Origin of the sequence: Streptomyces sp. NPDC053750, from assembly GCF_044544295.1 — a bacterium.
Taxonomy (GTDB): domain Bacteria; phylum Actinomycetota; class Actinomycetes; order Streptomycetales; family Streptomycetaceae; genus Streptomyces.
On the sequence record NZ_JBITXB010000007.1, the window covers coordinates 212,541 to 237,998 of the forward strand.

Sequence of the window (25,458 nt, forward strand, 5' to 3'; positions counted from 1 at the left end):
CGGGCGGTACGGCTCAGTACGCGCCGAAGACGTTGTCCATGGAGCCGTACCGGTCGGCCGCGTAGTTGCAGGCGGCGGTGATGTTGGCGACCGGGTCGAACGGGTCCCAGGAGGTGCCGGGCACGTGGTACGCCCGGAAGGTCGGGTCGATCACCTGGAGCAGGCCCTTGGACGGGGTGCCGTTGACGGCGTTGATGTCCCAGTTGTTGACGGCCAGCGGGTTGCCGGACGACTCGCGCATGATGTTGCGGTGGATGCCCTCGTAGGAGCCGGGGATGCCGTGCTGGGCCATGATGTCCAGCGACTCGCGGATCCAGCCGTCGAGGTTGTTCGAATACGCCGTCGCCGCCGTGGTGGCGGTCGTGGTGGCGGCGGCGGCCGGGGTGGCCGCGGAGGCGCCGGTGGCACCGACGAGCGGCAGGGCGAGGACGGCGGCGCCGGTGCCGGCCAGGGCGAGCTTGCGAGCGATACGGGCGGTCCGGGCGTGACGGTTCTGACCGTTGGCAGACATGCTGAATCCCTCTCCTGACGCCTGCGAGGTGAGCTGTCGGGTTCGGGCGGGGAGGTGCCCGGCCGTGCCCTGACGGGTACGGCTTCACCCCGAGCCGCTCCGGTGGTGACCGGTGCGGCGACTTACCTGGGTCCCCCGCTCCTGCCGGCGAGTGTGTTGGTGGATGACTGTGCGTTCGGGCGGTGGCAGGACTCGGCGTCCGCCCGACAGGCCGGGAACGTATGCGAGAGCAGATGTCCGAAACAAGTGCAGGAATCACCCAACGCGCATGTTGACCTTGATCTGAGGCGTTTGGGGTGCTTGATCCTTTGCGGTTGCCAAGCCTCAACTGGCCTACGGGGCAAAGGGAAGGCAAAGGGAGGGCGCAGCGTGCGGCAAGGTTGCCCGCGGGGGGTGTGGCGTGAGCCAACTCACGGGCCTCGAGGAGAGCGGCAAATCGGGCATTACGCCCAACTCGTCGTCAACCGGCTGTCGGTGGCGTGCGCTTCGGTGTCGGCCGGCGGTCGGGCGGGGGCGGTCGTCCCGTGCGCCCCGCGATCGGCCCGGGCCCTGTCGGTGTTCTCGCACGCTGAACGGGCATCTGTTCGGGAGCGGGAGAGGGGGAGGTCCGTGTGGAAGGGGAGGGGGGAGAGGGGCGTGCGCCGAGCGGGTGACGTTCCGGGTGTGCGGGTCGCCCGGAGTGGTGGTGGGATCTTCGGCGGCGACTTCCGGCCAACCGTGTTCCGTGCCGCACCTCGCGGGCCGTGTCGATCAATATGTGCTCATATCGGCTGATCAAAAACTTGCCGCGCATGATCCGATACCGACCGGCCTGTAACGGTGGGCGCTAGCGGTGATCGAAACATGACCGGATACGCTGACACGAGTGGTGGCAGCGACCTATCGACAAGCCGGGTAATCGCCAGTAGACACCAGCAGACAGGAGATCCCTCGTGACCGTCGTCGGGCCGTTCGGGCTGAGCGTGCGGGACCAGGCTCTGGAAGCCGATGTCCAGGCCGGATTGGTGGCTGTCGAGGAAGGGTTGCTTGAGGCAACCAAGAGTGAGGTGCCCTTCATCACGGAGGCCGCCCAGCACCTGGTCCGGGCCGGCGGGAAACGATTCCGGCCGCTGCTGGTGATGCTCGCGTCCCAGTTCGGCGACCCCTACGCCCCCGGGATCGTGCCCTCGGCCGTGGTCGTGGAGCTGACCCACCTCGCCACGCTGTACCACGACGACGTGATGGACGAGGCCGCCGTGCGGCGCGGTGTGCCCAGCGCGAACACGCGCTGGGGCAACTCGGTCGCGGTCCTCACCGGCGACTTCCTCTTCGCCCGCGCCTCCCAGATCCTCGCCGACCTCGGCCCCGAGGCGGTCCGCGTGCAGGCCCTCGCGTTCGAGCGGCTGGTCACCGGTCAGATCCTGGAGACCGCGGGACCGCAGGACGGCCGGGACCCGGTCGACCACTACCTGGATGTGCTGGGCGGCAAGACGGGATCGCTGGTGGCGGTCTCCTGCCGGTTCGGCGCGATGATGTCCGGCGCCGACGAGACGGTCGTCGACGTCCTGACCCAGTACGGCGAGCGCCTCGGCGTCGCCTTCCAGCTCGCGGACGACGTCCTGGACATCGCCTCCGACTCCCACGAGTCGGGCAAGACGCCCGGGACCGACCTGCGCGAGGGCATCGCGACCCTCCCGGTGCTGCGGCTGCGCGAGCGGGCGGCCCGGCTGGGGCTCGCCGAGGACCTCGCCCTGTGCGAGCTGCTGGACGCCGACCTGAGCGACGACGCCCGGCACGCCGAGGCGCTGCGCCTGCTGCGCGCCCACCCCGCGCTGGAGCAGGCGCGCAAGGACACCGTCCGGTACGCCAAGGACGCCCGGGCGGCGCTGGCCCCGCTCAGGGAGTGCGAGGCGAAGGCCGCGCTGGTGGAGCTCTGCGACGCCGTGGTGCACCGGGCCGGCTGAGCGCGAGCCCCTCCCCGGGGTGCGTGCGGACCGGCTGAGCGCGAGCCCCTCCCCGTGCCGGGCGGCGTACCCCACCCCTACGGGCCGGGGGAGCCGCCGCCCCTCCGTGTCATCCCGCAGGAGTACGTGGAGTTGAGCCCGGGGTCTGACGATTCCGCGCGGCCGATTTGGTCGGATGGACACCACGGAAAACACCAATCCTCACCGATTCGGGTGAGAATGGCGGCTCACGGGTGAACGAGTGCGAGGTCGAGAGACAGCCGCCGCCGACGACGGAGGTAGGGCACAGATGGCACCGATCGATTCCGACGACAACACGACCGCCGGGCAGGGCGAGGACCTGCGGACCGGACGGCGCAGGGCCGCGCGGTACGTCGTCCCGGTCGCGGTGATGGGAGTGGCGGCCGCGACGATCGGCCTCGTCCCCGCGCTCGCCGACTCCGGGGACCCCGACCTGCCCGAGATCACGGCGGAGCAGCTCATCGAGAAGATCGCCGCGTCGGACGTCCAGCAGCTGTCCGGCACGGTCAAGATCAGCACGGACCTTGGCCTGCCGGACCTCGGGGGCCTGGAGAGCGGCCTGATGTCCGGAGTGTCCGCCGGTCCGGGCTCGGGTCCGGGTTCCGGCGGGGACGAGGACGGCTCCGCCGCCGACCCGTCGGCCAAGCTCACCGAGCTGGTGACCGGCACGCACACGCTGCGGGTCGCCGCCGACGGCCCCGACCGGCAGAAGCTGTCGCTCCTGGAGAACGCCGCCGAGTACAGCCTGATCCACAACGGCAAGGACGTCTGGGGCTACGACAGCAAGTCCAACGAGGTCTACCACTCCACCGCGTCCGACAGTGCCGAGCAGCCCGAGAAGGAGGTGCCGGCCACCCCGAAGGACCTCACCGACCAGGCGCTGAAGGCGGTCGACGACACCACGTCCGTCACGGTCGACGGCACCGCGCAGGTGGCCGGCCGGGACGCGTACCGACTGGTCGTCAAGCCCAAGCAGGACGGTTCCACGGTCGGCGCGATCACCGTGGCGGTGGACGCCGAGACCGGCATGCCCCTGAAGTTCACGCTGACCCCGTCGAGCGGCGGCGCCGCCGTCGTGGACGCGGGCTTCACCCAGGTCAGCTTCGCGAAGCCGGACGCGTCGACGTTCGACTTCACCCCGCCCAAGGGTGCGAAGGTCACCGAGGGCGACGAGGCGGCCAAGGCGCCGGAGCGCGGACGGGGGGCCGGGGGCGACCTCGCCAAGGAGCTGGACGGCCTGAAGGGCGACGACGGCCTGAAGGGCACGGAGGGCCCGAAGGTCATCGGCGAGGGCTGGACCGCGATCGCCACCTTCGACACCGGCGGCCAGGGCCTGCCCACCGCCTCGGCGGGCGGCGACCTCGGCGGCTTCCTCGGCTCGCTCGGCGACCAGGTCAAGGGCGACTTCGGCTCGGGCACGGTCTTCAAGACCCGCCTGGTCAACGCCCTGATCACGGACGACGGCAAGGTCTACGCCGGTGCGGTCACCAAGGACGCGCTGGTGAAGGCGGCGGAGGCCGCGCGGTAGAGCAGCGGTAGAGCAGTGGACGGGGGCGGGCTCCGTCCGTCCCGTACGACGACGAGGAGCCGAAGAGCAGACGAGGAGAGGAAGCCGATGGCCGAACCGTCCGCCACGGAGCGGGAGCGCCCGGACCGGGGGAGCGCGGAGGACGCCGTGATCGCCACCCGGGGGCTCACCAAGCGCTACCGCGGCGGACAGCTCGCCGTCGACGGTCTGGACCTGACCGTCCCGGCGGGCAGCGTCTTCGGCTTCCTCGGCCCCAACGGCTCCGGCAAGACCACCACCATCCGCATGCTGATGGGCCTGATCGAGCCCACCTCGGGCACCGCCCGCCTGCTGGGCCGGCCCGTGCCGCGCGCCGCCCGCGCCGTACTGCCCCAGGTCGGCGCCCTCATCGAGGGCCCGGCGCTGTACGGCTTCCTCTCCGGCCGCGACAACCTCCTGCGCTACGACGCCGCCGACCCGACCGCCGACCCGCGCACCCGGCGCGAGCGCGTCGCGGCGGCGCTGGAGCGGGTGGGCCTCGCGGCCGCCGCCGGCAAGAAGGCGAAGGCGTACTCGCTCGGCATGAAGCAGCGGCTCGGCCTCGCCGCGGCACTGCTCCAGCCGCGCCGCCTGCTCGTCCTGGACGAGCCCACCAACGGACTCGACCCCCAGGGCATGCGCGAGATCCGCGCGCTCGTGCGCGAACTGGCCTCCGACGGCACCACCGTCTTCCTCTCCTCCCACCTGCTGGACGAGATCGAGCAGGTGTGCACGCACGCCGCCGTGATGGCGCGGGGGCGGCTGATCACCCAGGGCGCGGTCGCCGACCTGGCGGCCGGGGCGCGGGGCCGGGTGGTGGTGACCACGCCGGACACGGGGGAGGCGGCCCGGGTGCTGAAGGAGCAGGGGGCCGGGGACGTGGTCGTCGCCGCGGACCGGGTGACGGCGGAGCCCCCCGACCGCGACCTCGCCGAGGTGAACGCAGCCCTGGTCACGGCCGGGGTCCGGGTCCGCGGCTTCGGAGTGGAACGGGCCTCGCTGGAGGACACGTTCGTGGCGCTGACCGGGGAGGGCTTCGATGTCGCGGGCTGAGGCGGCGCGGACGGAGGCGGCGCAGGCCGAGGCTTCGCGGGCGGTGGTGCAGAAGGCAGGGACGCGCACCCCGAGTCCGCTGTGGTCCCTCGGGCTGCTCCGCAGCGAGCTGCTGATCACCTTCCGGCGCTGGCGCACCCTCGCGCTTCTGGCCGTACTGGCCGCGGTGCCGGTCCTGGTCGGCATCGCCGTGAAGATCGAGACGGGCGACGGGTCGTCCGTCGGAGGCGGCGGCGGGGGTGGCGGCGCGGGTCCGGCATTCATCTCGCAGATCAGCAACAACGGCCTGTTCCTGGTCTTCACCGCCCTCGCCGCGACCCTGCCGTTCTTCCTGCCGATGGCCATCGGCGTCGTCGCGGGCGACGCCATCGCCGGCGAGTCGAGCGCCGGCACCCTCCGCTACCTCCTGGTCGCCCCGGCCGGGCGCACCCGGCTGCTGCTCACCAAGTACGCGACGGTGATCGCCTTCTGCCTCGCCGCCACCCTGGTGGTCGCGGTCTCGGCGCTCGCGGTCGGCGCGCTGCTGTTCCCGGTGGGCGACCTGACCACCATCTCCGGCACCCGGATCTCCTACGCCGAGGGCCTGGGCCGGGCGCTGCTGATCGCCCTGGTCGTCGCCGCCTCACTCGTCGGCGTCGCGGCCCTCGGCCTGTTCGTCTCGACCCTGACGGGCAGCGGCATCGCGGCGATGGCGACCACGGTCGGGCTGCTGATCACCGTCCAGATCCTCGACCAGATCCCGCAGCTCGACGCGCTCCAGCCCTACTTCTTCTCGCACTACTGGCTGTCCTTCGCCGACCTGATGCGCGAACCGGTCTACTGGGACGACCTGGTGAAGAACCTCGGTCTCCAGGTCCTCTACGCGGCGGTCTTCGGCTCGGCGGCATGGGCGCGCTTCACGGCGAAGGACATCACCGCGTAGGCGCGCCCCCGTCGCGCAGGCGTCCTCACGGCGTGGCCACGGCGGCGCCCGTCCGCTCGTAGGGGAAGCGGGCGAGCGGCGCCTGATCGGCGAAGAAGGTCTTGGCGCGGGCCAGCGCGTCCGCGTCCCGCAGGACGTCACCGGGCCTGCTGCCGTTGCCGAGCAGCACCCCGCCGAAGCGCATGCCCATGTAGGCCGCCGAGTTGTTCAGGCTGCCGATCAGCGGGGCGGCGACCTCCTGCTCCTCGTGCGCGAGCGCGGTGACGCCCCACAGGGTGCGGCCGGACAGGGTCGCCTTGAAGTCGAGGCCGGGCGTGCGCAGCCAGCCGGACCAGTGGTCGAGGTAGCGCTTGACCGGGGCGGACAGCGAGTACCAGTACAGCGGCGAGGCGATCACGAGGTCGGTCGCGGCGAGCGTGGCGTCGAGCAGCAGGCCCGCGTTGCCCTCCGTGGGGCGCCGGTGGTCGCTGTCGTGTCGCAGGTCCTCGAACTCGGGGAGCGGATGTTCGGCCAGGTCGATCCAGCGCTGCTCGACGTCCGCGGGCAGTTGTTCGGCGGCGCGGCGGGCGAGCAGTTCGGTGTTGCCGTCGGGGCGGCTGCTGCCGAGCAGGAAGAGGAAACGGCGGGTCATGAGGTCCCCCGGAGTGGTCGTCACGATTACCAGCACGTGCATTATATGCACACGCATGCAATCTGCGTCGACACGCGCGTGACCTCCTGGAACGAGCCTGTGACACCCCGGTGACGTGAGAATCGCGAGCGAGCGGCGAGACTCGACAGTAGGTGTACGACAGGCATGACAGGCTCTGGACGGCAGGAAGACCGAAACCGCCGCCGGAAGCCGCCGATGAGTGGGGGAACGATGTCTCGACTCGGCCGCGACAAGCAGCGGGACCATGAGCGTGCCGGGCGCTCGCCCGCGCCCGCGGTGCCGCCGATCGACGTCCGCGTGCCGGCGGCCGGTTCCGGTGCGCGCAGCGCCTCGGTCGACGGTTCGCTGGTCGTCGCGGCTCCCGGCGAGGAGGTCCAGAACGCCGTCCTGAACCGCCTCCACCGGCTCGCCCTCGCCGCCGGGCGCCCGGTCCTCGCCACGATCCACGACGAGCGCCTCGGGTACGCCGTCCCGCTCCGGGTCGACCCGGACGGCTCCAGCCACCTCGCCGCGGACCCGGTGCCGACGGCTCCGGAGGAGGTCCCGGAGGCCCCCGTACGGCGCGTCCCGGAGGTCGGCCCCGTACGGCGGGACCGGCCCACGCACGTCCTGCGGTCGGTGGAGCCGGTGGCCGAGTCGCAGCCGGCGTCGGCCGGCGAGTCCGCGCCGACGTTCACGCTGCGGGCCCTGCCGGAACCGGCCGGAGCCGCGGCGCCGGGTACGGTGGCGCCGCCGACGGGGGTGTTCGGGCCACCGCCCCGGATGGACGGCACACCCGCGACCGACGCCCCTGCGACCGATGCGCCCGCGGCCGATGCGCCCGCGACCGGCGCCCCTGCGACCGGCGCCCCCGCGACCGATGCGCCCGTGACCGGCGCCCCCGAGAAGGCGGCACCGACCACCGCACCGGCGCCGGTCGTCGTCCCCGACGTCGACCCCGACCCCAAGCCCACCCCCGCCCGCGGCTTCGACGCCGTGGCCGAGGCGGTGCTGGGTGACGAGCCGCTCACCGCCCCCGGGGACGCCACCACCCCCGCGCTCCTCGCGGAGCCGACGGCCCGGATCAACGAGGCCGTCAAGGAGGGACGTACGGAGGAGGCGGCGCGGTTGGCGGAGCAGACGGTGCTGGAGGCCTCGCGGACGCTGGGGCCGGAGCACCCGGAGGTACTGCGACTCCGTGAACTCACGGCGTACATCGCCTACTTGTCGGGCGACCCCGGCCGCGCCTTCGGCCTCTCCCTGGACCTGGCCCGGATCCACCGCCGCGCGGGCGACGCGGAGGCCGCGTACGGCAACGTCCAGAGCGCGGCGACCGCCTGGCGTGCCGTGCGCGACCCGGAACGGGGCCTGGAGCTGGGGCACGACCTGGTCGGCCTGTGGGGCGAACTCGCCGCCGAGGCGGGCCCGGCCGCGGACGACGCCGAGCAGCTGGAGTCCGCCCGCACCCGTATGGGGCGCCTCACCGAACGCGCCCGCGCTCGGTGAGGCCGGGGCCTAGGTCGGGGCCTGGGCCTAGGCCGAGATCGAGCCCGAGGGCCTACTCCGACAGCTCCCACATCGCGTACGCGATGGCGTCGCTGTTGCGGTTCAACGCCGTGTCGTCGATGTTGGCGGTCGTGTCGCAGGACGAGTGGTAGCAGCGGTCGAAGGGCTGGCCCACGGTCCCGCCCCACTTGGCCGCCTGCGCCGACGTCTTGCGGTAGTCGGCGCCGCTGAAGAGGCCGCCCACGGGGACGCCCGCGTTCTTGAAGGGCGCGTGGTCCGAGCGGCCGTCGCCCTCGGTCTCGATCTCCGTGGCGACGCCGAGACCGGCGAAGTAGTCCTTGAAGGTCTTCTCGATCACCGGGTCGTCGTCGTAGACGAAGTAGCCGGGGTTGGGTGAGCCGATCATGTCGAAGTTGAGATAGCCGCTGATCTTCGCGCGGCCCGCCGAGCCGAGGCTGTTGACGTAGTAGCGGGAGCCGACCAGTCCCAGCTCCTCCGCGCCCCACCAGGCGAAACGCAGGTGCTTGGCGGGCTGGTGGCCGGACCGGGCCACGGCCAGCGCGGTTTCCAGGACGGCCGCCGAGCCGGAACCGTTGTCGTTGATGCCGGGGCCGGAGGAGACACTGTCCAGATGTGACCCGGCCATGACAACCTGATTCGCGTCACCGCCCGGCCAGTCGGCTATCAGGTTGTAGCCGGTGCGTCCGGAGGCGGTGAACCGCTGGACGGTGGTCGCGAACCCGGCCGCGTCCAGCTTGGACTTCACGTAGTCGAGCGAGGCCTGGTAGCCGGGCCGGCCGTGGGCGCGGTTGCCGCCGTTCGCCGCGGCGATCGACTGCAACTGCGACAGGTGGGCCTTGACGTTGGCCAGCGGTATGTCGGGCGCGGCAGCGGTGGCGGTCGCGCCCTCGGAGGCGGACGCGGCGCCGGCCACGGATCCGCCGGACATCAGCGTGGCCACCGCGACGGCACCGGCCGCCAGTGCGCGCCCGGAAAGGGGGAGCTTCATGTGGGGGGCTCCGAATTCCTAGGGAGTCCCTGGGGAGGGGACTCCGCAGTGAATGGGGTGCCTGGATGGTGTGGCCGGGACTGACCTGCCGTCAAGACCGCTATTCGGCCACGGTGTTGCGCATATCGGAAGCTCCTGAGGGGGCCGCGGTCTCCGGCTGCCTCGGCACGCCTTCCTTGCCCGCCGGTACGCCGGCGCCCGCCCGGTCGAGCTGCTCCCTGAGCGCCCGGGCGGTCCGGCGGGCCGTGCGCAGGGCGTCCCAGGTGAGCAGCGTGAGCGCCAGCCAGACCAGGGCGAAACCGGCCCAGCGCTCGGGCGGCATGGCCTCGCCGAAGTAGAGGACGCCGAGCAGGAACTGGAAGACCGGGGCCAGGTACTGCAGCAGCCCCAGCGTGGACAGCGGCACGCGGATCGCGGCGGCACCGAAGCAGACCAGGGGGATCGCGGTGACCAGGCCGGTCGCGGCGAGCAGGGCCGCGTGTCCCGCGCCCTCGGTGGTGAAGGTGGAGTCGCCCTGTGCGCCCAGCCACAGCAGATAGCCGAGGGCGGGCAGGAACTGGATCGCCGTCTCGGCGGCCAGCGACTCGACCCCGCCGAGGTTGACCTTCTTCTTCACCAGACCGTACGTGGCGAAGGAGAAGGCGAGGCAGAGGGAGATCCACGGCGGCTGGCCGTAACCGATGGTCAGGACGAGCACGGCCGCGAAGCCGGTGGCGACCGCCGCCCACTGCACGGGCCGCAGCCGTTCCTTCAGCAGCAGTACGCCCATCGCGATGGTGACCAGCGGGTTGATGAAGTACCCGAGCGAGGCCTCGACGACGTGACCGCTGTTCACGGCCCAGATGTAGACGCCCCAGTTGACGGTGATGACCGCGGCGGCCACGGTGATCAGCCCCAGCTTCCCGGGCTGCCGCAGCAGCTCGCCGGCCCAGGCCCAGCGCCGCACGACGAGCAGGGCCACGGCGACGAAGGCGAGGGACCACGCCATCCGGTGGGCGAGGATCTCCCCCGCCCCCGCGGGCTTGAGCAGCGGCCAGAACAGCGGGACGAGCCCCCACATCCCGTATGCGGCGAAGCCGTTCAGCAGACCTATGCGCTGCTCACTCCTCGACGACCCTGCCACGGGCACCTCCTTCTCGCCTACGGCATGCCGGGACGGCGGATGCATGCCAGGACGAAGGTAGCGCCGCACCCGGCCGCCTGTCATGCCCGTATCGGCATACGGTCATGACAGGCGGGGATGTCACGAGGGCAGTCGTGAAGGCCGGCCGTGGGGTTCAGTCCTTGAGCGCGGCGGCGATCGCCTCGGTGAGCGGCGTGGTCGGACGGCCCGCCAGCCGGGACAGGTCCCCGGTGGAGACGACCAGCTCGCCCTTCTCGATGGCGGCGTCCACGCCCGCGAGGACGGCGGCCAGCGGCGCAGGCAGGCCGGCGCCGGTGAGGACGCCGGTGTAGGCCTCGGTCGAGACCGGGCTGTAGACGATCTCCTTGCCGGTCTGCCGGCTCAGCTCGGCGGCGTACTCGGCGAAGCTCCAGGCCTCGTCGCCGCCCAGCTCGTACGCCGTGTTCTCGTGGCCCTCGCCGGTCAGTACGGCGACGGCGGCGGCCGCGTAGTCGGCGCGGGAGGCGGAGGAGATCCGGCCCTCGCCGGCCGCCTGGACGACGGCACCGTGCTCCAGGACCGGGGCGAGCTGCTCGGTGTAGTTCTCGTGGTACCAGCCGTTGCGCAGCAGCACGTACGGCACGCCCGAGCCGACCAGCACCTCCTCGGTGGCGCGGTGGTCGTCGGCGAGCGTGGCCGTGAGGCTGCTGGGGGCGCTGGTGTAGGCGAGCAGGGCGACTCCGGCCGTCCCGGCCGCCTCGATCACGACGGTGTGCTGCTGGACGCGGCCCTTGTCGAACTCGTTGCCGGAGATCAGCAGCACCCGGTCGCCGGCCGCGAACAGGCCGTCGAAGGTCTCGGGGGCGTTGTAGTCGGCGACCGCGAGGCGGACCCCGCGGGCGGCGAGGTCGGCGGCCCTGTCGCGGTCCCGGACGACCGCGGTGACCTGGTCGGCCGGCACCTTCTCCAGCAACTGGTGTACGACGTGGCGGCCGAGGTGTCCGGTGGCTCCGGTGACGACGATGCTCATGGCTTCCGTGCTCCTTGTGGGGGTGGGATGCCACTAACCCTAAAAGATGCGCTAACCATGGGAAAGTGCCCACTTTGAAGTAAGGTACTTACCTAGCCGTAAGCGGTCATGGCTGAGCCAGGTAACCCGAAGGGGCCCGGACGTTCCCCGTCCGGGCCCCTCGGTGTTGCCGTGAACGCCGGCGTGTCAGCCCACGACCGTCCAGGTGTCGCCGCCGGCGAACAGCGCGGAGAGGTCGCCCTTGCCGTCCCGCTCGACGGCGGTGTCGAGCTGGTCGGACATGAGCGTGTCGTAGACCGGCCGCTCCACGGAGCGCAGGACGCCGATCGGGGTGTGGTGCAGCGTGTCCGGGTCGGCGAGGCGGGACAGGGCGAAGGCGGTGGTCGGGGACGCGGAGTGCGCGTCGTGGACCAGGACGTCGTCCTCGTTGTCCGCGGTGACGGCGACGACCTTGAGGTCGCCGGTCTCCCGGTCGCGTACGACGCCCTTGGTGCCGTCGGCCCCGAAACGGATCGGCTTCCCGTGCTCCAGACGGATCACCGCGTCCTCGGCCTGCTCCCGGTCCTTGAGGGCGTCGAAGGCACCGTCGTTGAAGATGTTGCAGTTCTGGTAGATCTCGACCAGGGCCGTGCCCGGGTGGTCGGCGGCCTGGCGCAGCACCTCGGTGAGGTGCTTGCGGTCCGAGTCGACGGTCCGGGCGACGAAGGACGCCTCCGCGCCGATGGCCAGGGAGACCGGATTGAAGGGCGCGTCCAGCGACCCCATCGGCGTCGACTTGGTGATCTTCCCGACCTCGGAGGTGGGGGAGTACTGGCCCTTGGTCAGGCCGTAGATGCGGTTGTTGAACAGCAGGATCTTGAGGTTGACGTTGCGGCGCAGGGCGTGGATCAGATGGTTGCCGCCGATGGAGAGCGCGTCGCCGTCACCGGTGACGACCCAGACGGACAGGTCGCGGCGGGAGGAGGCGAGCCCGGTGGCGATGGCGGGGGCGCGGCCGTGGATGGAGTGCATCCCGTACGTGTTCATGTAGTACGGGAAGCGCGAGGAGCAGCCGATGCCGGAGACGAAGACGATGTTCTCCTTCGCCAGGCCGAGCTGGGGCATGAAGCCCTGCACGGCCGCGAGGACGGCGTAGTCACCGCAGCCGGGGCACCAGCGCACTTCCTGGTCGGACTTGAAGTCCTTCATGGACTGCTTGCCCTCGGCCTTGGGAACGAGCTGCAGCAGCGCGTTGGCGTCAGTCATCGATGGCCTCCTTCAGCGCCGTGGCGAGCTGCTCCGCCTTGAACGGCATGCCGTTGACCTGGTTGTACGAGCGGGCGTCGACCAGGAACTTCGCCCGGATGAGCGTGGCGAGCTGCCCGAGGTTCATCTCGGGGACCACCACCTTGTCGTACGTCTTGAGGACCGTGCCGAGGTTGTGCGGGAAGGGGTTCAGATGGCGCAGGTGCGCCTGCGCGATCGACTCGCCGGCCGCCCGCAGCCGCCGCACGGCCGCCGTGATCGGCCCGTACGTCGAGCCCCAGCCCAGCACCAGGGTGCGCGCCCCGTCCGGGTCGTCGACCTCCAGGTCGGGGACGTCGATGCCGTCGATCCTGGCCTGCCGGATGCGGACCATGAAGTCGTGGTTGGCCGGGTCGTAGGAGATGTTCCCCGTGCCGTCCTGCTTCTCGATGCCGCCGATCCGGTGCTCCAGCCCCGGCGTGCCCGGCACGGCCCAGGGCCGGGCGAGGGTCTGCGGGTCGCGCTTGTACGGCCAGAACACCTCGGTGCCGTCGTCCAGGGTGTGGTTGGGACCCTGGGCGAACTGCACCGCCAGGTCGGGCAGCTCGTCCAGCTCCGGGATCCGCCACGGCTCGCTGCCGTTGGCCAGGTAGCCGTCCGAGAGGAGGAAGACCGGGGTGCGGTAGGTCAGCGCGATCCGCGCCGCCTCCAGCGCGGCGTCGAAGCAGTCCGCCGGGGTGCGCGGGGCGACGACCGGAACCGGCGCCTCGCCGTTGCGCCCGTACATCGCCTGCAGCAGGTCGGCCTGTTCGGTCTTGGTCGGCAGGCCGGTGGACGGCCCGCCGCGCTGGATGTCCACGATCAGCAGCGGCAGCTCCAGCGAGACGGCCAGCCCGACCGTCTCGCTCTTGAGCGCCACGCCCGGACCGCTCGTCGTCGTCACCGCCAGCGAGCCGCCGAAGGCCGCACCCAGCGCCGCGCCGATGCCGGCGATCTCGTCCTCGGCCTGGAAGGTGCGCACGCCGAAGTTCTTGTGCCGGCTCAGCTCGTGCAGGATGTCCGAGGCCGGGGTGATGGGGTACGAGCCGAGGAAGAGCGGCAGGTCGGCCTGGCGGGAGGCGGCGATCAGGCCGTAGGCCAGGGCCAGGTTGCCGGAGATGTTGCGGTACACGCCGGGCGGGAACGCCTTCGTCGCCGGCGCCACCTCGTAGGAGACCGCGAAGTCCTCGGTGGTCTCACCGAAGTTCCAGCCCGCCCGGTAGGCCGCGATGTTCGCCGCGGCGATGTCGGGCTTCTTCGCGAACTTCGACTTCAGGAACTTCTCCGTGCCCTCGGTGGGCCGGTGGTACATCCAGCTCAGCAGCCCGAGCGCGAACATGTTCTTGCTGCGCTCGGCCTCCTTGCGGGTGAGGTCGAAGTCCTTGAGGGCCTCGACGGTCAGCGTGGTCAGCGGCACCGGATGCAGGTGGTAGCCGTCGAGCGAGCCGTCCTCCAGCGGGGACGTGTCGTAGCCGACCTTCTGCATCGCCCGCTTGGTGAACTCGTCCGTGTTGACGATGATCTCCGCCCCGCGCGGCATGTCGTCGATGTTCGCCCTCAGCGCGGCCGGGTTCATCGCGACCAGCACGTTGGGGGCGTCGCCCGGGGTGAGGATGTCGTGGTCGGCGAAGTGCAGCTGGAAGGACGAGACACCCGGCAGGGTGCCGGCGGGCGCCCGGATCTCGGCCGGGAAGTTCGGCAGCGTCGACAGGTCGTTGCCGAAGGACGCCGTCTCCGAGGTGAAACGGTCGCCGGTGAGCTGCATTCCGTCGCCCGAGTCCCCCGCGAACCGGATGATCACCCGGTCCAGCCGTCGGACGTCCTTCGCGCCGACCGGTTTGCGCTGCTCTCCTACGACGGTTCCGTCGGCCTGCTCCGCTGCGCTGCTGACCTGGCTGGTCACTGAACTGGACCTCCCTCGAGGCGGCTGTCCGGGGACTGGCTTCCACCTACCATCCCGGGATCAACCCTACGTCCGCAGGGGTTGACTTCCGGTGGACATTCGCATGATGGACACGACGTCGAGAGGGCCCGCGGCCCTGGTTTCCCACCGTTTCCCCGCCCCTCGGCGCTGGTGAAGACGCACCCTGCCCCCGCTTCGGTTTCTCATTCGTTCGGATGAGCAGACCAGTCGCTGATCTCAGGAACTGAGACCCCGATGTCAGCGGCTGAGAGGTCGATGTCAGGAATTGAGATACGTCAGCACGGCCAGCACCCGCCGGTGGTCCCCGTCGCTCGGGGACAGCCCCAGCTTCAGGAAGATGTTGCTGACGTGCTTCTCGACGGCTCCGTCGCTCACGACGAGCTGCCGGGCGATGGCCGAGTTCGTGCGGCCCTCGGCCATGAGGCCCAGGACCTCCCGCTCACGCGGGGTGAGCCCCGCGAGCACGTCCTGCTTGCGGCTGCGGCCGAGCAACTGTGCCACCACCTCCGGGTCCAGGGCCGTACCGCCCTCGGCCACCCGCACCACGGCGTCCACGAACTCCCGCACCTCGGCCACCCGGTCCTTGAGCAGATAGCCGACGCCACGACTGGAACCGGCCAGCAGCTCGGTGGCGTAGCGCTCCTCCACGTACTGCGACAGCACCAGTACGCCGAGACCGGGATGCGCCTTGCGCAGCTGCACCGAGGCCCGCACGCCCTCGTCGGTATGCGTCGGAGGCATCCGTACGTCCGCCACGACGACGTCCGGCAGCTCGCCCTGCGCGTCCAGCTCGGTGATGGTCTTGATCAGTGCCTCACCGTCGCCGACACCGGTCACGACGTCGTGCCCGCGGTCGGTCAGCAACCGGGTCAGCCCCTCTCGGAGCAGCACTGAATCCTCGGCGATGACCACCCGCACCCTGTCCTCCACGATCTTCGTCCCCCACAGCCCGCCCACCCCACGGCTCGCGCGGCCCACGCCGCGGCCACGAACCGTCCGTGCGACAGGTCCAGCATCCCAGCATCCGGGGCCGGATGCGTACGGGCGGCGAGAAGACACCGCGAGAAGACACCGCGAGAAGACGCGGCGAGAAGATGCGGCGAGAAGATGCGGCGAGAAGAGACGTGGCGAAGAAAAGGCGCGGCGAGAAGAGACGCGACACGGCACTGCGCCGCACCACGGGTGTGGTGCGGCGCAGTGCCGTGTCAGTGGCCGCTCACCTCAGGGCCGGCTCGCTGCGCCACGGCAGTTCCGCCGTCACCCGCGTCGGTCCACCGGTCGGCGAGTCCACCACGAGGATTCCGTCCACCGCGTCGAGCCGCTCCGCCAGCCCCCTCAGCCCCGTCCCGGTGGCCACGTCCGCCCCGCCCACGCCGTTGTCCACGACCTGGAGCATCAGCCGGTTCTCCACCCGCCAGACCTCCACGTAGGCCGCCGTGGCCCGCGCGTGCTTGCTGACGTTCTGCAGCAGCTCCGAGACGGTGAAGTAGGCGATGCCCTCGATCGCCGACGCCGGCCGCTCCGCCAGGTCGACCTCCACCCGCACCGGCACGGTGCAGCGCGAGGCGACCGCCGACAACGCCGCGTCCAGGCCGCGGTCGGTCAGCACCGCGGGGTGGATGCCGCGGGCCAGGTCCCGCAGCTCCTGCAGCGCGGTCTTCACCTCGCCGTGCGCCTCGTCCACCATGCGCGCCGCCGCCTGCGGGTCCTCCCTCAGCTTCTCCTTCGCCAGCCCCAGATCCATGGCCAGCGTGACCAGGCGGGCCTGCGCCCCGTCGTGCAGGTCGCGCTCGATGCGCCGCAGGTCGGCGGCGGCCGTGTCGACCACGGCCCCCCGGTCCGACTCCAGCTCCACCACCCGCGTCGCCAGCCGCGACGGGCCGAGCAGCCCGTGCACCATCAACCGGTCCACCGTGGTCAGCGCCCGGACGATCCACGGCGTCACCAGCGTGAACAGCAGCCCGACCAGCGCGGTCACGGCGACCTCGAAGGGGTTGTCCAGATAGACGTGGTGCGTCTCGTCGCCGTACAGCTGGAGCCCGTCCTGTCCGGCGTACGCCGGGAAGACCCAGAACCACAGTGGATACGTCAGCATCGCCCACCCGACGGTCCAGAAGTTCACGGCGACGACGAACGAGAACACCGACCACGGGAACTGCACCACCGCGTACAACAGGCTCCGCCAGGACGTGCCGCTCTTGAGCACGGCACCCATCCACCCCATCACGCCGTGCTTCTTCACCCGCAGCGGCTCCGGGTCGGCCACCCGCAGCCCGAGCAGGGCACGGGCCCGTGCCCGCTCCAGCATCCCGAAGCCCCGGCACCCGGCGAGCGCCGCCGCCAGCACCGGGACGCCCAGGAAGGTCACCAGCAGGCCCGCCCCCAACGACACCATCGTGACGGCGAACGTGAAGAGCAGGATGCCGATCGGCAGCCCCAGCAGTACGTAACCGAACTCCCGCCAGCTGCGCGCCTCGAACGGCGCCCGAAGCCCCGCCGGCAGCCGGTGGTCTCGCGCCCCGGCGTCCCCGGGGAAGCCGGACCCGCTCCCGAGCCCGTAACCCTGTCCGTATTCCGTGGCCATCGGCGCCGTCCTTCTCCTCGTCCTACGGCTGTGCTGTCGTAAGTCCTGCGGCTGTGCGGCAGTGACTCCACCTGCGTAACTCCACCCTCCTGGCCCGCGGGCCCGCGGGCCATGGAGCTCGTCGGCGTCTGCGGAGGGGGGTTTTCCCTACCTCGCGCCGTCGGAGGCCGTACGGTCCCGCCACGGCAGCTCGGCCGTGATCGCCGTGGGGCCGCCCTGCGGGGAGTCGACGACGAACAGGCCGTCGACGGCGGTGAGCCGTTCGGTGAGGCCCCTCAGCCCCGTACCGCCGTCGAGACGCGCTCCTCCGCGGCCGTCGTCTCCCACCTGGATGAGCAGCCGGTCGGCGGAGCGCCACACCTCCACGGAGGCGGACCTCGCGCCGCTGTGCTTGCTGATGTTCTGGAGCAGCTCCGAGACCGTGAAGTAGGCGATGCCCTCGATGGCCGCCGCGGGGCGCTCCGCCAGGTCCACGGTCACCTTGACCGGCACGGTGCAGCGGGAGGCGACCGAGGAGAGCGCCGCGTCCAGGCCGCGGTCGGTCAGGACGGCGGGGTGGATGCCGCGGGCCAGATCCCGCAACTCCTGAAGGGCCAGCTTCACCTCGCCGTGCGCCTCGTCGACCATGGCCGCCGCCGCGTCCGGGTCCTCCAGCAGCTTCTCCTTGGCCAGGCCCAGGCCCATGGCCAGGTTGACGAGGCGGGCCTGTGCCCCGTCGTGCAGGTCGCGCTCGATGCGCCGCAGGTCGGCGGCGGCCGTGTCGACCACCACGCCCCGGTCCGACTCCAGCTCGGCGATCCGCCGCTCCAGCTCGTCGGACGGCGACAACAGGCCGCGCACCATCGCGCGGTCCGCGTTGGCCAGGCCCCGCGCGATGAACGGCAGCACGGGCCACAGCACGAACAACGACGTCAGCGTCACGACGAAGGTGAGGATGCCCCAGGGCAGCCGTATGAAGTCGTACAGGACGGTGCGCCAGCCCACCGGGTCCTTCAGCGCCATCCACAACAGCGGCAGGAACCCGTTCCCGCGCCGCAACGGCAGCGGGCTCGGCTCCTCCACCCGTACGCCGAGCAGCGCCCGGGCCCGCGCCCGCTCCAGCTTGCCCAACTGCCGTGCGCCCAGCAGCCCGGCGGCCAGCAGCGGGAACCCGATCACCGTCACCGTCAACCCGGCGCCCACGAACAGCATCGTCACGACGTAGGTGAATCCGATCAGCGCCGCCGGGAGATTCGCCAACAGGTGGGCGATCTCCTTCCAGGTGTGCCGGTCGAAGGCGAAACGGGCCGGTGGCGGGCGATCGCCGGTCGCGGCGCCGGTGTCCCCGGCGGGGCTCGGGGTCGAGAGGAGTGCGGTCATACGAGTCAGCGTGCCGTGCGGCGGGGCCGCGCGCCATGAGGTGGGCCGCCGGGAAGTACTGAGGAAAACCCCACCCCCGCGTCCCAGCGTGCGACGGGCTGCTTACCGTGTCTTTATCAGGCCCTAGACTCCCGTGCGTACAGATCGTCGAACAGCAGCCTTCACCACACCAGCCTTCAGAACCACAGCAGCCTCAGGACAGGGAGCGAGGGACGGACGTGGACTACTTCCAGTCCTACTCGGTCGTCGGACTGCTCGCCGTCGTCGGCGTGCTCTTTGTAGCGGTCGCCTTCGGGGCCGGGCGCCTGCTGCGGCCCGTGGTCCCCACGCCCGAGAAGCTTCTGACGTACGAGTGCGGCGTCGACCCCGTCGGCGAGGGCTGGGCCCACACCCAGGTCCGCTACTACGTCTACGCCTTCCTCTACGTCATCTTCGCGGTCGACTCGATCTTCCTCTTCCCCTGGGCCACCGTCTTCGCCGATCCTGGTTACGGCGCGACGACCCTCGTGGAGATGTTCATCTTCCTCGGCTTCCTGGCCGTGGGTCTGCTGTACGCATACAAGAAGGGCGTCCTGTCATGGACGTGAACCCCTCCGAGCCCGTGCTGCTCCCGGAGCCCAAGAGGCTGGGCCCGCTCGCGCGTCTGGCCCCCGAGCCGATGAAGGTCGTCCTGAACTGGGGCCGCCGGTACTCCCTGTGGGTCTTCAACTTCGGCCTCGCCTGCTGCGCGATCGAGTTCATCGCCGCGTCGATGGCCCGCCACGACTTCATCCGGCTCGGCGTCATCCCCTTCGCGCCGGGGCCCCGCCAGGCCGACCTGATGGTGGTGTCCGGCACGGTGACCGACAAGATGGCGCCCGCCGTCAAGCGCCTGTACGAGCAGATGCCCGAGCCGAAGTACGTCATCTCCTTCGGCGCCTGCTCCAACTGCGGCGGCCCCTACTGGGACTCCTACTCCGTGACGAAGGGCGTCGACCAGATCATCCCCGTCGACGTGTACGTCCCCGGCTGCCCGCCGCGTCCCGAGGCGCTGCTCCAGGGGATCCTCAAACTCCAGGAGAAGATCGCGCGGGAGTCGCTGGGGGAGCGGTACGGCCCGCCGGTCCGCCCGTCCGCGGCGGCGCTGCAGAGCGGCCTGGTGCGACCGCCGGCCGCTGAGACGGCCCCGGCCCCGGCCTCTGCCTCGGACTCGGCCTCGGGGGAGACCCGATGACCGCGGTCGGCTGGCTGCCCGCCGACGCCGAGGAAGTCTTCGGGACGCAGGCCACGGCCGAGGAGTCGTACGACGTCCTGACCGTGGACGTGCCGCCCGAGTCCTGGATCTCCGCCCTGGAGACCGCGCGCGACCGGCTGGGCTGCACGTACTTCGACTGGCTGAGCGCGGTCGACGAACCGGGCACGGGGTTCCGCGTCGCGGCCCATGTCGTGGCGCTGGGACCGGTACGCCGACTGTTGCTGCGCACGACCGTCCCGCACGAGGCACCGGCCCTGCCCACGGCCGTCACCGTGTACGCGGGCGCGGCCTGGCACGAGCGCGAGACCCACGAGATGTTCGGCGTCACCTTCGAGGACCACCCCGCGCTGGACCACCTGCTCCTGCCGGAGGGCTTCGAGGGACACCCCCTGCGCAAGGACTTCGTCCTCGCCGCCCGCGTCGCCAAGGCCTGGCCGGGGGCCAAGGAGCCCGGCGAGTCCGAGCACGGCGGTCCTCGACGCCGCCAGATGCTGCCGCCGGGCGTCCCCGACCCCAATGAGTGGGGGCCGCTGAAGGGACAGCTGCCCGCCGCTCCGGCCCGTCCGGCCCGTGGCGCGGGGCGCGCGGCGGGTGAGCGTCCGGTCCGCGCGGCCGGTGACCGCCCGGCCCGCCGGACCCGTACGGCGGGGGAGGGCTCCGCCAGCCAGACGGCGCCCGGCACCGAAGCCCCGGCCACCGCCACCCCGCGCCGCACCCGCACGGCGGCGGAGGGCTCGGCGAGCCAGACCTCCCGGGCCGGCGAGCCCTCGGCCGCCCCGGCGCCCCGGCGGGCGCGCAGCGCGAGCGCAGGGTCCGCCTCCCAGCGGCCGGCGGCACCGTCGGAGGACACCACCCGGGACGGCGACGACAGAGCCGCATCCTCGCGCACCGGGGAACCGGCCACCACGCCGGCGCCCTCGGAGCGACCGCGCAGCGCAGACGCTCCGTGGCACCACGCCCGCCCGGCGTTCGAAGAGGCAGCCGAGCCCGAGGCCGACACCTCCAAGTCCACTCCCGATACCCCCGCCACCCCGGACGGCTCCGACACCGCCGACGCACCCGCCACCCCCGGCGACTCCGAGACACCAGTCGACCCCGAGACCACCGGCGACTCCGAGACCCCCGGCGACTCCGAGACACCAGTCGACCCCGAGACACCAGACGACTCCGAGACCCCCCGGAACCGCCCGAACCCCCCAGGAGGCCCGCAGTGAACGACGCTCTCGACGTCACCCTGCGCCTCCTCGTCGTCTTCGTCGTCTTCCTCACCTTCCCGCTGATCGTCGGCCAGACCGAGCACAAGGTGATGGCGCACATGCAGGGCCGTCTCGGTCCGATGTACGCCGGCGGCTTCCACGGCTGGGCCCAGCTCGTCGCGGACGGCGTGAAGTTCGCGCAGAAGGAGGACGTGGTCCCCGCCGACGCGGACCGCCGGATCTTCCAACTGGCCCCCGCCGTAGCCCTCCTGCCGTACCTCCTGGTCCTCCTCGCCATCCCCATCGGCCCCGGCGAGGGCGCGGTCGGCCAGGTCGTCGACGCGGGGATCTTCTTCGTCCTCGCCGTCATGGGCGTGGGTGTCCTCGGCTCCCTCATGGCCGGCTGGTCCTCCGCCAACAAGTTCTCCCTCCTCGGGGGCCTGCGCACCGCCGCCCAGCTCCTCGCCTACGAACTCCCGATGCTGCTCACCGCCGCCTCCGTCGCCATGGCGGCCGGCACGGTCTCGCTCGTCGGCATCCTCGACGCCTTCGAGTGGTGGTGGCTCCCCTGGCAGATCGTGGGCGCGATCGTCTTCTTCGTCGCCGGTCTGGCGGAGCTGCAGCGGCCTCCGTTCGACATGCCGGTCGCCGACTCGGAGATCATCTTCGGCGCCTACACCGAGTACACCGGCCTGCGTTTCGCCCTGTTCCTCCTCGCCGAGTACGCCGGGATCGTCGTCCTGTGCGGCCTGACCACCGTGCTGTTCCTGGGCGGCTGGCACGGCCCCTGGGGCGCCGACGGTCTCGGCTGGGTGTGGACCCTGCTGAAGACGGCCGTCCTCGCCTTCGTCGTCATCTGGCTGCGCGTGACCTATCCACGCCTGCGCGAGGACCAGCTCCAGAAGCTCTCCTGGACCCTCCTCGTCCCCCTCTCCCTCGCCCAGATCGCCCTCACCGGCATCGTCAAGGTGGTGATCCAGTAACCATGCCCCCCATCCCCGGCTCGGGTCTGGCCAAGGGCCTGGCCGTCACCCTCCGCACGATGACGAAGAAGACCGTCACCGAGCAGTACCCGGATGCCCAGCCCGAGCTCCCGCCCCGCACCCGCGGTGTGATCGGCCTGTTCGAGGAGAACTGCACGGTCTGCATGCTGTGCGCCCGCGAGTGCCCGGACTGGTGCATCTACATCGACTCCCACAAGGAGACGGTCCCGGCGGCGACCCCCGGCGGGCGCGACCGCAGCCGCAACGTCCTGGACCGCTTCGCCATCGACTTCTCCCTGTGCATGTACTGCGGTATCTGCATCGAGGTCTGTCCTTTCGACGCCCTGTTCTGGTCCCCGGAGTTCGAGTACTCCGAGACCGACATCCACGACCTCACCCACGAGCGCGACAAACTCCGCGAGTGGATGTGGACGGTCCCGGCCCCGCCCGCCCTCGACCCCGGCGCCGAGGAGCCGAAGGAACTCGCCGCCGCCCGCAAGACCGCCGACAAACTGGCCGCCCAGCAGCAGACAGACCAGCCGGGCCCGTCGGAGCAGCCGGGGCCGTCGGACCGGCCGGGAACCCCGGACCAGCCGGAGCCCGGGCAGGAGGGCCGGGGATGACCCTCGCAGCGACCGTCACCCGCCTCGCCGCCGGCTCCACGTCCACGGCGGCCGAATCCCACGGCTTCCTCTCCCCGACCGGCGTCGAGATCGCCTTCCTCCTCGTCGGCCTGGTCACCTTCGGGGCCGCCGTCGTCACCGTCACCACCCGGCAGCTCGTCCACGCCGCCCTGTGGCTGGTGGTGGCGCTCGGGGGCCTCGCCGTCGAGTACCTCCTCCTCACCGCCGAGTTCATCGCCTGGGTGCAGGTCCTCATCTACGTCGGTGCCGTCGTCGTCCTCATCCTGTTCGGCCTGATGCTCACCAGGGCCCCCATCGGCCGGTCCCCGGACGCCGACTCCGGCAACCGCTGGGCCGCCCTCACCGTGGCCGTCGCCGCCGCGGCGGCCCTGGTGTGGGTCGTCGTCGACGCCTTCCGCACCACCTGGATCGACCTGGACGGCCCGGCCGCCGGCTCCACCGCCGTCACCGGAGCGAGCCTCTTCCAGAACTGGGTGCTCCCCTTCGAGGCCCTCTCCGTCCTCCTCCTCGCCGCCCTGGTCGGTGCCATCGTCCTGTCCCGCAAGGCCAAGGCGGACCGGACGGCCGACGCCCCCACCCACACCCCCGGTGCCGACAAGGGCGGTGTCCGCTGATGCACCTCGCCTATCCCGCCGTTCTCTCCGCCCTCCTGTTCTGCACCGGCCTGTACGGCGTCCTCGCCCGCCGCAACGCGATCCTGGTCCTGATGTCGGTCGAGCTGATGCTCAACGCCGTCAACCTGAACCTGGTCGCCTTCGACGTCTGGCTCAGCAAGGCCGCCGAGGAGACCCTGCACTCCGGCCAGGCCCTGACCCTGTTCACCATCGCCATCGCGGCCGCCGAGATCGGCATCGGCCTGGCGATCGTGCTCGCCGTCCACCGCAACCACGGCACCTCGGACATCGACAAGCTCCGCGACACCGCCGAGGGCCACGAGCCGGACGGCCCCGACACCCCCGCGACCGGGACGGCCGCCGAGAAGGCTGAGGCCACCGCGTGACCACGACCACCCTCGCCGTACTCGTCCCCCTCCTCCCCTTCCTGGGGGCAGTCGCCGGCCTCCTGCTGGGCCGCACCGCGCCCGGATTCGTCCGCCCGCTCGCCGTCCTGCCGACACTGGCCTCCCTGGTCCTCGCCGTACTGGTCGCGGCCCGCCAGGGCGGTGACCGGGCCGTCGACGCCGTCACCGAGCTGACGCCCACCGGTTCGGTCCCCGTCGAGCTCGCCCTGCACATCGACGGCTTCGCCGCCCTCGTCGCCGTCCTGGTCGGGTGCGTCGCCACGTGCGTGCAGATCTACTCGACGGGCTACCTGCGCGACGACCCGCGCTACCCCTCGTACGCCGCTCTCGTCTCCCTGTTCACCTCCGCGATGTTCCTCGTCGTCTACTCCGGCGACCTGATGGTGCTCCTGGTCGGCTGGGAGATCATGGGCATCTGCTCGTACTTCCTGGTCGGCCACTACTGGGAGACCTCGGAGGCCCGCGCCGCCTCCCTCAAGGCCTTCCTGGTGACCAAACTCGGTGACGTCCCCTTCCTGATCGGCCTGCTGGCGCTGGCCACCGAGGCCGGCTCCTTCCGCATCACCAAGATCCTCGGCGCGGTCGCGAGCGGCTCGCTCGACCACCCGACACTGATCGCGCTCCTGCTGCTGGCCGGTGTGGCGGGCAAGTCGGCCCAGTTCCCGCTGCACACCTGGCTCCCCGACGCGATGGCGGGCCCGACACCCGTCTCCGCGCTGATTCACGCCGCGACGATGGTCGCCGCCGGTGTCTACTTCGTCGCCCGGCTCCTTCCGCTCTTCGAGGCCTCACAGGCGGCGATGGTCGTCCTCGCCGTCATGGCCGCGGTCACGATGGTCGGCTCGGCACTCGCCGCGCTCGCCCAGGACGACATCAAGCGCGTCCTCGCCTACTCGACCATCGGACAGCTCGGCTACATGACCGGCGCCCTCGCCGCCGGCGACCGTGGAGCCGCCGTCTTCCACCTCCTCACCCACGGCGCCTTCAAGGCGCTGCTGTTCCTCGCCGCCGGCGTGATCATCCACGCCGCCGGTACCAACTCGCTGGCCGCCATGTCCCGTATGCGGGGCCTGCGCGACCGTGTCCCGGACGCCTACTGGACGATGACCGTGGCGCTGCTCGCACTGGCCGCGATCCCGCCCTTCAGCGGCTTCTTCTCCAAGGAGTCCGTCCTCGGCGTCGCGGAGCACGTCGCCACCGGTCACACCGAGCACGCGCCCGGCGCCGCGGGCTGGACCGTCCTCGTCGCCGGTCTGCTCACGGCCCTCCTCACCGCCGCGTACGCGACGCGCCTGTGGCTGCTCGCCTTCCGCGGGCGGGGTACCGAGGCCCCCGACCACGGCAGGCAGCCGGTGGTCATGAACGCCGTGCTCTGGGTGCTCGCCCTCCCCTCACTCGCGCTCGGCGGGCTCGCCTTCCGCCTGCTGCCCGACTGGTTCGACGGCCACGACCTCACCCCGACCCTCACCACCTCCGTGCTCGGCACGGGCGTGGCCCTGGTCGGCGGCATCGTGACCTACGCCGCCTGGCGCCACACCACGGCGCTCGCCGCCCGCCCGCCGCTCGGCGCGGTCGCGGCCCACCCGGAGGGCGACGCCGCGCTGGTGGAGGCCGAGGCCATCGCCAGCCACGAGCCGGCCTACGGAGACATCGCCTACGCCCCCGACCCGTCCGACCCCGGACGACTCCTGCTGGGCCCGCTGCACCGCCACGCGGCCGTCGGCTTCCACCTGGACGCGGTGTACACGGCCCTCTTCGTCCGCCCGGTCCAGGCCGGCGCGAGTCTCGTCCGGTTCCTCGACCGCGAGGTCGTCGACACCTACGTACGCGCGGCGGGCACCCTGCCCCGCTGGCTCGGGGCCGCCGCACGACGCGCCCAGACCGGCAACGTGCAGACCTATGTGAGCGCGCTGCTCGCTGGCACCGTCGTCCTCGCGGTCGCCGCCGTCCTCGTCGCCACGGGAGCGTGAGCAGGC

General features: G+C 71.7%; 23 protein-coding genes and 1 riboswitch. Of the genes, 13 read left to right on the top strand and 10 right to left on the bottom strand.

The genetic code is table 11. The features are described from left to right. Positions 1-13 precede the first annotated feature (13 nt). Positions 14-511, bottom strand: a complete 498-nt coding sequence (locus ACIGO6_RS21615; RefSeq protein ID WP_399878570.1) for a transglycosylase SLT domain-containing protein — start codon at positions 509-511, stop codon at positions 14-16. Between the two features lie 4 nt (positions 512-515). Then, a riboswitch (cyclic di-AMP (ydaO/yuaA leader) is annotated at positions 516-671 on the bottom strand. A gap of 772 nt (positions 672-1,443) precedes the next feature. Here ACIGO6_RS21615 and ACIGO6_RS21620 point away from each other — a divergent pair. The 4 genes from ACIGO6_RS21620 (at position 1,444) to ACIGO6_RS21635 (ending at position 5,996) form a co-directional block, all read left to right on the top strand. Next, a complete protein-coding gene (locus tag ACIGO6_RS21620; protein ID WP_399878572.1) occupies positions 1,444-2,454 on the top strand; it encodes a polyprenyl synthetase family protein in 1,011 nt (336 codons plus the stop codon). Positions 2,455-2,743: 289 nt separating this feature from the next. Beyond that, complete coding sequence (locus ACIGO6_RS21625; protein ID WP_399878574.1) at positions 2,744-4,003, top strand: outer membrane lipoprotein carrier protein LolA; 1,260 nt, start codon at positions 2,744-2,746, stop codon at positions 4,001-4,003. An 87-nt stretch (positions 4,004-4,090) separates the two neighbouring features. Beyond that, a complete protein-coding gene (locus tag ACIGO6_RS21630) occupies positions 4,091-5,074 on the top strand; it encodes an ABC transporter ATP-binding protein (RefSeq protein ID WP_399878575.1) in 984 nt (327 codons plus the stop codon). Beyond that, on the top strand, positions 5,061-5,996 hold the full coding sequence (locus tag ACIGO6_RS21635) for an ABC transporter permease (protein ID WP_399878577.1): 936 nt from the start codon (positions 5,061-5,063) through the stop codon (positions 5,994-5,996). The genes ACIGO6_RS21630 and ACIGO6_RS21635 overlap by 14 nt, the downstream gene beginning before the upstream one ends. Before the next feature lie 25 nt (positions 5,997-6,021). Here the strand turns inward: ACIGO6_RS21635 and ACIGO6_RS21640 are convergent, their stop codons facing one another. Beyond that, entirely contained in the window at positions 6,022-6,627 is a 606-nt protein-coding gene (locus ACIGO6_RS21640) for a flavodoxin family protein (RefSeq protein ID WP_399878947.1), read from the bottom strand. A gap of 231 nt (positions 6,628-6,858) precedes the next feature. Here ACIGO6_RS21640 and ACIGO6_RS21645 point away from each other — a divergent pair, with 231 nt between their 5' ends. Beyond that, positions 6,859-8,133 carry a tetratricopeptide repeat protein gene (locus tag ACIGO6_RS21645; RefSeq protein WP_399878579.1) on the top strand — a complete coding sequence of 425 codons (1,275 nt, stop codon included), beginning with the start codon at positions 6,859-6,861 and terminating at the stop codon, positions 8,131-8,133. A 52-nt stretch (positions 8,134-8,185) separates the two neighbouring features. On the opposite strand, the gene ACIGO6_RS21650 is transcribed toward ACIGO6_RS21645, so the two are convergent. The 8 genes from ACIGO6_RS21650 to ACIGO6_RS21685 form a co-directional block, all read right to left on the bottom strand. Beyond that, positions 8,186-9,142, bottom strand: coding sequence for a M28 family metallopeptidase (locus ACIGO6_RS21650; protein WP_399878581.1), 957 nt, complete (start codon positions 9,140-9,142; stop codon positions 8,186-8,188). Positions 9,143-9,242: 100 nt separating this feature from the next. After that, positions 9,243-10,265, bottom strand: a complete 1,023-nt coding sequence (gene rarD / locus ACIGO6_RS21655; protein WP_399878583.1) for an EamA family transporter RarD — start codon at positions 10,263-10,265, stop codon at positions 9,243-9,245. Positions 10,266-10,419: 154 nt separating this feature from the next. Further along, positions 10,420-11,274, bottom strand: coding sequence for an SDR family oxidoreductase (locus ACIGO6_RS21660; protein WP_399878584.1), 855 nt, complete (start codon positions 11,272-11,274; stop codon positions 10,420-10,422). A 186-nt stretch (positions 11,275-11,460) separates the two neighbouring features. Beyond that, complete coding sequence (locus ACIGO6_RS21665; protein WP_399878585.1) at positions 11,461-12,519, bottom strand: 2-oxoacid:ferredoxin oxidoreductase subunit beta; 1,059 nt, start codon at positions 12,517-12,519, stop codon at positions 11,461-11,463. Continuing rightward, positions 12,512-14,440 carry a 2-oxoacid:acceptor oxidoreductase subunit alpha gene (locus ACIGO6_RS21670; RefSeq protein ID WP_399878587.1) on the bottom strand — a complete coding sequence of 643 codons (1,929 nt, stop codon included), beginning with the start codon at positions 14,438-14,440 and terminating at the stop codon, positions 12,512-12,514. The genes ACIGO6_RS21665 and ACIGO6_RS21670 overlap by 8 nt, the downstream gene beginning before the upstream one ends. Positions 14,441-14,719: 279 nt before the next feature. Then, positions 14,720-15,379, bottom strand: coding sequence for a LuxR C-terminal-related transcriptional regulator (locus ACIGO6_RS21675; RefSeq protein WP_399878949.1), 660 nt, complete (start codon positions 15,377-15,379; stop codon positions 14,720-14,722). Positions 15,380-15,677: 298 nt separating this feature from the next. Further along, complete coding sequence (locus ACIGO6_RS21680; RefSeq protein WP_399878588.1) at positions 15,678-17,045, bottom strand: sensor histidine kinase; 1,368 nt, start codon at positions 17,043-17,045, stop codon at positions 15,678-15,680. Positions 17,046-17,192: 147 nt separating this feature from the next. Further along, the gene (locus ACIGO6_RS21685) at positions 17,193-18,404 is read right to left on the bottom strand and encodes a sensor histidine kinase (protein ID WP_399878589.1); all 1,212 of its coding nucleotides are present in this window, start codon (positions 18,402-18,404) and stop codon (positions 17,193-17,195) included. 218 nt (positions 18,405-18,622) lie between these two features. Between ACIGO6_RS21685 and ACIGO6_RS21690 the strand changes: the two genes are divergently transcribed. The 8 genes from ACIGO6_RS21690 to ACIGO6_RS21725 are packed head-to-tail and all read left to right on the top strand — an operon-like array spanning position 18,623 to position 25,452. After that, entirely contained in the window at positions 18,623-18,991 is a 369-nt protein-coding gene (locus ACIGO6_RS21690) for an NADH-quinone oxidoreductase subunit A (protein WP_399878591.1), read from the top strand. Continuing rightward, positions 18,982-19,617 carry an NADH-quinone oxidoreductase subunit B gene (locus tag ACIGO6_RS21695; protein WP_399878592.1) on the top strand — a complete coding sequence of 212 codons (636 nt, stop codon included), beginning with the start codon at positions 18,982-18,984 and terminating at the stop codon, positions 19,615-19,617. Before ACIGO6_RS21690 ends, ACIGO6_RS21695 begins: the two co-directional genes overlap by 10 nt. After that, positions 19,614-20,852: an NADH-quinone oxidoreductase subunit C gene (locus ACIGO6_RS21700; protein ID WP_399878594.1), complete on the top strand. Its 1,239-nt coding sequence runs from the start codon at positions 19,614-19,616 to the stop codon at positions 20,850-20,852. The genes ACIGO6_RS21695 and ACIGO6_RS21700 overlap by 4 nt, the downstream gene beginning before the upstream one ends. Beyond that, positions 20,849-21,817, top strand: a complete 969-nt coding sequence (locus tag ACIGO6_RS21705; RefSeq protein ID WP_311571417.1) for a complex I subunit 1 family protein — start codon at positions 20,849-20,851, stop codon at positions 21,815-21,817. The genes ACIGO6_RS21700 and ACIGO6_RS21705 overlap by 4 nt, the downstream gene beginning before the upstream one ends. 2 nt (positions 21,818-21,819) lie before the next feature. Next, positions 21,820-22,440 carry a NuoI/complex I 23 kDa subunit family protein gene (locus ACIGO6_RS21710; RefSeq protein ID WP_399878596.1) on the top strand — a complete coding sequence of 207 codons (621 nt, stop codon included), beginning with the start codon at positions 21,820-21,822 and terminating at the stop codon, positions 22,438-22,440. Beyond that, positions 22,437-23,075, top strand: a complete 639-nt coding sequence (locus tag ACIGO6_RS21715; protein ID WP_399878598.1) for an NADH-quinone oxidoreductase subunit J — start codon at positions 22,437-22,439, stop codon at positions 23,073-23,075. Before ACIGO6_RS21710 ends, ACIGO6_RS21715 begins: the two co-directional genes overlap by 4 nt. After that, positions 23,075-23,461 carry an NADH-quinone oxidoreductase subunit NuoK gene (nuoK, locus tag ACIGO6_RS21720; RefSeq protein ID WP_399878600.1) on the top strand — a complete coding sequence of 129 codons (387 nt, stop codon included), beginning with the start codon at positions 23,075-23,077 and terminating at the stop codon, positions 23,459-23,461. Before ACIGO6_RS21715 ends, nuoK begins: the two co-directional genes overlap by 1 nt. Next, positions 23,458-25,452: an NADH-quinone oxidoreductase subunit L gene (locus ACIGO6_RS21725; protein WP_399878601.1), complete on the top strand. Its 1,995-nt coding sequence runs from the start codon at positions 23,458-23,460 to the stop codon at positions 25,450-25,452. The genes nuoK and ACIGO6_RS21725 overlap by 4 nt, the downstream gene beginning before the upstream one ends. The last annotated feature ends 6 nt before the right edge of the window (positions 25,453-25,458 follow it).

Coding starts and splice junctions, on each gene's coding strand:
- nuoK (WP_399878600.1), top strand. CDS start 23,075: ATGCACCTCGCCTATCCCGCCGTTCTCTCCGCCCTCCTGTTCTGCACC.
- ACIGO6_RS21645 (WP_399878579.1), top strand. CDS start 6,859: ATGTCTCGACTCGGCCGCGACAAGCAGCGGGACCATGAGCGTGCCGGG.
- ACIGO6_RS21660 (WP_399878584.1), bottom strand. CDS start 11,274: ATGAGCATCGTCGTCACCGGAGCCACCGGACACCTCGGCCGCCACGTC.
- ACIGO6_RS21685 (WP_399878589.1), bottom strand. CDS start 18,404: ATGACCGCACTCCTCTCGACCCCGAGCCCCGCCGGGGACACCGGCGCC.
- ACIGO6_RS21710 (WP_399878596.1), top strand. CDS start 21,820: ATGCCCCCCATCCCCGGCTCGGGTCTGGCCAAGGGCCTGGCCGTCACC.
- ACIGO6_RS21695 (WP_399878592.1), top strand. CDS start 18,982: ATGGACGTGAACCCCTCCGAGCCCGTGCTGCTCCCGGAGCCCAAGAGG.
- ACIGO6_RS21680 (WP_399878588.1), bottom strand. CDS start 17,045: ATGGCCACGGAATACGGACAGGGTTACGGGCTCGGGAGCGGGTCCGGC.
- ACIGO6_RS21715 (WP_399878598.1), top strand. CDS start 22,437: ATGACCCTCGCAGCGACCGTCACCCGCCTCGCCGCCGGCTCCACGTCC.
- ACIGO6_RS21640 (WP_399878947.1), bottom strand. CDS start 6,627: ATGACCCGCCGTTTCCTCTTCCTGCTCGGCAGCAGCCGCCCCGACGGC.
- ACIGO6_RS21650 (WP_399878581.1), bottom strand. CDS start 9,142: ATGAAGCTCCCCCTTTCCGGGCGCGCACTGGCGGCCGGTGCCGTCGCG.
- ACIGO6_RS21635 (WP_399878577.1), top strand. CDS start 5,061: ATGTCGCGGGCTGAGGCGGCGCGGACGGAGGCGGCGCAGGCCGAGGCT.
- ACIGO6_RS21665 (WP_399878585.1), bottom strand. CDS start 12,519: ATGACTGACGCCAACGCGCTGCTGCAGCTCGTTCCCAAGGCCGAGGGC.
- ACIGO6_RS21615 (WP_399878570.1), bottom strand. CDS start 511: ATGTCTGCCAACGGTCAGAACCGTCACGCCCGGACCGCCCGTATCGCT.
- ACIGO6_RS21630 (WP_399878575.1), top strand. CDS start 4,091: ATGGCCGAACCGTCCGCCACGGAGCGGGAGCGCCCGGACCGGGGGAGC.
- ACIGO6_RS21700 (WP_399878594.1), top strand. CDS start 19,614: ATGACCGCGGTCGGCTGGCTGCCCGCCGACGCCGAGGAAGTCTTCGGG.
- ACIGO6_RS21625 (WP_399878574.1), top strand. CDS start 2,744: ATGGCACCGATCGATTCCGACGACAACACGACCGCCGGGCAGGGCGAG.